Below are 4,897 nucleotides of genomic sequence, written 5' to 3'. Positions count from 1 at the left end.
CCTCGATGCAAATCGAGGCGCCCCGCCCCCAGTTGGCGCCTGGTCAGGCCCGACGGACCGTCAGACCTCCACGACGACAGGCAGGATCATCGGCCGGCGCCGGTACGTGTCCGAGACCCACTTGCCCAGCGTGCGGCGGATGAGCTGCTGGAGCTGGTGGGGTTCGACCACGCCATCCTGAGCGGAGCGTTCGAGTACCTCCGTGACCCGGGGGATCACGTCGCCGAAGGCGGAGTCCTCGATGCCGGAGCCGCGGGCCTGGATGTGCGGGCCGCCGGTGATCTTCCCGGTGGACGAGTCCATGACCACGAAGACCGAGATGATGCCCTCGTCGCCGAGGATCTTGCGGTCCTTCAGAGCCGGCTCTCCCACGTCGCCGACCGAGAGGCCGTCGACGTAGACGTAACCCGCCTGGACCTTGCCGGAGATCTTGGCCTTGCCCTCGACGAGGTCGACGGCGACGCCGTCCTCGGCGATGACGATGCGGTCGTGCGGGACGCCGGTCAGAGCGCCCAGCTCGGCGTTGGCGCGCAGGTGGCGCCATTCGCCGTGCACCGGCATCAGGTTCTTCGGGCGGCAGATGTTGTAGAAGTACAGCAGCTCGCCCGCGGACGCGTGGCCGGAGACGTGGACCTTGGCGTTGCCCTTGTGGATCACGTTGGCGCCCCAGCGGGTCAGGCCGTTGATCACGCGGTAGACCGCGTTCTCGTTGCCGGGGATCAGGGACGACGCCAGGATCACCGTGTCGCCCTGGACGATGCGGATCTGGTGGTCCCTGTTGGCCATCCTCGACAGGGCCGCCATGGGTTCGCCCTGGGAGCCCGTGCAGACGAGGACCACCTCGCTGTCCGGAAGGTCGTCGAGCGTCTTGACGTCCACGACCAGACCCGGGGGGACCTTCAGGTAGCCCAGGTCTCGCGCGATGCCCATGTTGCGGACCATCGAGCGACCGACGAAGGCGACGCGGCGGCCGTACTCGTGCGCCGCGTCCAGGATCTGCTGGATGCGGTGGACGTGGCTGGCGAAGCTCGCGACGATGATGCGCTTGCGGGCGCCGGCGAAGACCTGGCGCAGGACGTTCGAGATCTCCCGCTCGGGCGGGACGAAGCCCGGAACCTCGGCGTTCGTCGAGTCCGAGAGCAGGAGGTCGATGCCCTCCTCGCTCAGGCGTGCGAATGCGTGGAGGTCTGTGAGGCGGCTGTCCAGCGGGAGCTGGTCCATCTTGAAGTCGCCGGTGTGGACCACCATGCCCGCGGGGGTGCGGATGGCGACGGCCAGCGCGTCCGGGATGGAGTGGTTGACCGCGACGAACTCGCAGTCGAAGGGGCCGATGCGCTCGCGGTGCCCTTCCGCCACCTCGAGGGTGTAAGGGCGGATGCGGTGCTCCTGGAGCTTGGCCTCGATGAGGGCGAGGGTCAGCTTGGAGCCGATCAGCGGGATGTCCGGCTTCTCGCGCAGGAGGAACGGGACACCGCCGATGTGGTCCTCGTGGCCGTGCGTGAGGACGATGCCCTCGATGTCGTCGAGGCGGTCCCTGATGGACGAGAAGTCCGGCAGGATCAGGTCGATTCCGGGCTGCTCCTCCTCGGGGAAGAGCACTCCGCAGTCGACGATCAGCAGGCGGCCGCCGTACTCGAAGACCGTCATGTTCCGGCCGATTTCGCCGAGGCCGCCGAGCGGGGTGACCCGCAGGCCGCCTTCGGGGAGCGGCGGGGGCGGGCTGAGTTCGGGGTGCGGATGACTCAAAAGACTCTCCTCACCACGCGCGCCACGTACCGGTAGGGCACGTGGCGCGCATGACGTTCGTGCAGAAGCAGTTGTCGTATGGAGTGGTGCGGGCACCGGTGGCCCGCCTATTCAGTTGTGAAGCAGGTGCGCGGGGGACCACGCGAAGTCTGATGTCAGAGCTGTACCCCGCCGGCGGCAAGATCGATCTTGAGTTGCTCGATCTCCTCGGGCGCGCACTCGACCATGGGGGCGCGCAGAGGCCCGCCGGGCAGACCCTTCAGGGCGAGCGCCGCCTTGGTCGTCATCACGCCCTGGGTGCGGAACATGCCCGTGTAGACCGAGAGCAGCTTCTGGTGGATCTCGGTGGCCTTCTGGACGTCGCCCGAGGTGTACGCCTCGACCAGGGCGCACAGCTCGGGGGTGACCACGTGGCCGACGACCGAGACGAAGCCGACGGCACCCACGGAGAGCAGGGGCAGGTTCAGCATGTCGTCGCCGGAGTACCAGGCGAGGTCCGAGCGGGCGATGGCCCAGCTGGCCCGGCCCAGGTCGCCCTTGGCGTCCTTGTTGGCGACGATCCGGGGGTGCTCGGCGAGGCGGACGAGCGTCTCCGTGTTGATCGGGACGCCGCTGCGGCCGGGGATGTCGTAGAGCATGACCGGCAGTTCGGTGGCGTCGGCGACGGCCGTGAAGTGCCGGTAGAGGCCCTCTTGCGGCGGCTTGTTGTAGTACGGGGTCACAAGGAGCAGGCCGTGTGCGCCGGTGCGCTCCGCCGCGCGGGCGAGTTCGATGCTGTGGTGGGTGTTGTTGGTGCCGACTCCGGCCACGACGTGGGCGCGGTCGCCGACGGCCTCGAGGACCGCCCGTACGAGATCCGCTTTCTCCGCATCGCTGGTGGTCGGCGACTCGCCCGTGGTCCCGTTGATGACCAGGCCGTCGTTGCCTGCGTCCACCAGGTGGGTGGCGAGCCGCTGCGCGCCGTCGAGGTCGAGTGCGCCGTCCGCCTTGAAGGGCGTGACCATGGCGGTGAGGACCCGCCCGAAGGGGGTCTGCGGAGTCGAGGTCGGAGCCATGGGTTACACGCTACTCGTTGCTCAGGACCGGGTCTGCCCTAGGGGGAGGCGACAAGTCGTGACAAAAGTGGAGCCCGGCACTGCCTGCTCGGGGGTTCAAGCAGTGCCGGACCCGTTTGATCAGGCTAGATGAACTTCTCGAAATGCCGCAATACGGACACTTCGTGCGGCTGAACCGTACATCTGTGCCTGACCGGGGTACGGGGGCGCGTTACGGCGCCACGCGTCCGTTCGCGTTGAAGGCGGCGTAGGTGAGCGGCATGAGCCTGGCCCACTCGGCCTCCATCTTCTCCCCGACCATCTCGATCTCGCGTTGCGGGAAGGACGGGACCTTGGCCAGCTCGTGCTGGGTACGCAGGCCGAGGAAGTGCATCAGCGAGCGGGCGTTGCACGTGGCGTACATCGAGGAGTACAGGCCGACCGGGAGGACCGCGCGGGCGACCTCGCGGGCGACGCCGGCGGCGAGCATCTCCTGGTAGGCCTCGTACGCCTGCCGGTAGGAGTCCTCCATCACCCGGCCGACCAGCTCCTGCTGGGCCTGGGTGCCCTCGACGAACACGTACTTGCCGGGGCGGCCCTCCTGGACGAGCTTGCGGGACTCGTCGGGGACGTAGAAGACCGGCTGGAGCTCGCGGTAGCGGCCGCTCTCCTCGTTGTACGACCAGCCGACGCGGTGCCGCATGAACTCGCGGAAGACGAAGATCGGGGCGCTGATGAAGAAGGTCATCGAGTTGTGCTCGAAGGGGCTGCCGTGCCGGTCCCGCATGAGGTAGTTGATCAGGCCCTTGGAGCGCTCGGGGTCCTTGTTCAGCTCGTCCAGAGACTGCTCGCCGAGGGTCGAGACGCGGGCGGCGAACAGGACGTCCGCGTCGGACGCGGTGTGCTTGACCAGCTCGACGGTCACATCGCTGCGGTAGCTGGGCTTGGGGTCGTCGGCGGGGGTGTCGGTCACGGTTGGCAGGGCCTTCCCATCTCGTCGTGTGGCGACGCCACTCTACGGCCCGACGAAATCAGCGCGATCGGTGGCGTGCCGCAATGAAGTTGGTGAAACAGGGCACCTCTGAGGGAGTTCTTTCGTCTCTACAGATGAAAGTGATCCGTTCCACCCCTTGAAGGGAGACGCACCCCTGATGTTCGGTCGGCGTGAACCCGTACCGTTTGCCTTCGTTGCCGAGGCCGACAGGTTCCGCAGTAATGTCACTCCCCCACCGCGTGAGCGGCTGTCCGTCGGCCAGATGGCCGGGCGATGGCTGCTGGGTCTGACGATCGTGGCGGGGCTCGTGGGCTCCCTGGTCGTCGGGACGCCCGCGCTGACGGTCGACAACCCGGGCTCGCAGCCCCAGCAGTCGCAGGCCTCTCAGAAGAACTGAGCCGCCACAGGCCGACCCTGACTCCATCCGGCCCCCCTCCAGTGGTGACCGGGTACACAGATCGGTAGCCTCACCGGGCACAGCCCACGCATGGATCGAGTGAGGACCAGCCGTGCCCCTGCCCTTCCTGACGGCCGACCGCGTTTTCGAGGCGGCGGACGACGTTCCGTTGCCGTACGACGACCGTGACCGCTGGCGGCGGCCGTACCGGCCCGGGCCCTGGCGGGTGGGGGCGGCGGCGCTGGCGCTGCTGCTCGCCTCGTTCGTGCTGTTCGCGGCGGTCATCATCGCGGCGACGGCCGAACTGACCTCGGCCGGTGTGGTCTTCGGGCTCGCGCTGCTCGTCATAGGCGGGGCGCTGCGGCTGCTCCGCGTAGGCGTGTGGGTGAGCGCGCGCGGGCTGCGGCAGGTGGGCTTCCTCACGACGCGTACGGCTTCCTGGGACCAGGTCACCGCCGTGCGCACGGTGCAGCAGCCGGTGCGCTGGCTGGGGCTGCCCCGGACGGTGCAGGGGCAGGCGCTTCTGCTCGTCCGCCGGGGACAGTCGCCCGACGGCGGGCCGGCGCTGCTGACCACGCACAACGCGGACTTCCTGGGCCGGGTGGAGGCCTTCGACCGGGCGGCCGACTCGGTCGAGGCCTGGGCGGACGAGTACCGCCCGCACTGACGCCCTCGGTGATCCCGGATTCTCATGCCGGAGGGGCCGGACCGTTCGCGGTCCGGCCC

Annotated in this window: 5 protein-coding genes; 2 read left to right on the top strand and 3 right to left on the bottom strand. The window is 68.8% G+C overall.

Features of this window, described 5'->3' with window-relative positions:
• Positions 1 to 60: 60 nt before the first annotated feature.
• The 3 genes from QC385_RS43800 to thyX form a co-directional block, all read right to left on the bottom strand.
• Complete coding sequence (locus QC385_RS43800; RefSeq protein ID WP_086850431.1) at positions 61 to 1,746, bottom strand: RNase J family beta-CASP ribonuclease; 1,686 nt, start codon at positions 1,744 to 1,746, stop codon at positions 61 to 63.
• A gap of 155 nt (positions 1,747 to 1,901) precedes the next feature.
• Positions 1,902 to 2,801 carry a 4-hydroxy-tetrahydrodipicolinate synthase gene (dapA, locus tag QC385_RS43795; protein WP_150483350.1) on the bottom strand — a complete coding sequence of 300 codons (900 nt, stop codon included), beginning with the start codon at positions 2,799 to 2,801 and terminating at the stop codon, positions 1,902 to 1,904.
• A 211-nt stretch (positions 2,802 to 3,012) separates the two neighbouring features.
• Positions 3,013 to 3,753: an FAD-dependent thymidylate synthase gene (gene thyX, locus QC385_RS43790; RefSeq protein ID WP_279546991.1), complete on the bottom strand. Its 741-nt coding sequence runs from the start codon at positions 3,751 to 3,753 to the stop codon at positions 3,013 to 3,015.
• 178 nt (positions 3,754 to 3,931) lie between these two features.
• Between thyX and QC385_RS43785 the strand changes: the two genes are divergently transcribed.
• Positions 3,932 to 4,171, top strand: a complete 240-nt coding sequence (locus QC385_RS43785) for a hypothetical protein (protein ID WP_279546990.1) — start codon at positions 3,932 to 3,934, stop codon at positions 4,169 to 4,171.
• A 112-nt stretch (positions 4,172 to 4,283) separates the two neighbouring features.
• Positions 4,284 to 4,838, top strand: a complete 555-nt coding sequence (locus QC385_RS43780) for a hypothetical protein (RefSeq protein ID WP_279546989.1) — start codon at positions 4,284 to 4,286, stop codon at positions 4,836 to 4,838.
• Positions 4,839 to 4,897: the final 59 nt, after the last annotated feature.

It is taken from the genome of Streptomyces sp. DH10 (assembly GCF_029813805.1).
GTDB classification, from domain to species: domain Bacteria; phylum Actinomycetota; class Actinomycetes; order Streptomycetales; family Streptomycetaceae; genus Streptomyces; species Streptomyces coeruleofuscus.
This window is presented reverse-complemented; position numbering and strand designations above follow the sequence as displayed.